Genomic DNA, 253 nt, shown 5'->3' with positions numbered 1-253 from the left:
TCCAATCTCCGACTGATCCCCTTCCAGCGCCTTCAACGCGCTTCCAATCACAATCGGCGTGTCATCCCCAGGAAAATTGTACTTCGACAACAGTTCCCGGACTTCCATCTCCACCAACTCCAGCAACTCCGCGTCGTCCACCATGTCCGCCTTGTTCATGTACACCACAATGTACGGAACCCCCACCTGACGGGCCAACAAAATGTGCTCCCGGGTCTGCGGCATCGGTCCATCCGCCGCCGATACCACCAAC

Annotated in this window: 1 protein-coding gene; it reads right to left on the bottom strand. The window is 57.3% G+C overall.

The window, feature by feature from the left end; genetic code table 11:
- Nucleotides 1-253, bottom strand: a 253-nt coding sequence (locus tag IV91_RS0113960) for a GTP-binding protein (RefSeq protein WP_031599447.1), incomplete at both ends; no start/stop codon positions are given.

It is taken from the genome of Ferrovum myxofaciens (assembly GCF_000735045.1).
Lineage (GTDB): Bacteria > Pseudomonadota > Gammaproteobacteria > Burkholderiales > Ferrovaceae > Ferrovum > Ferrovum myxofaciens.
The sequence above is the reverse complement of the archived record's forward strand: the minus strand, read 5'-3'. Positions and strand labels throughout refer to the sequence as shown.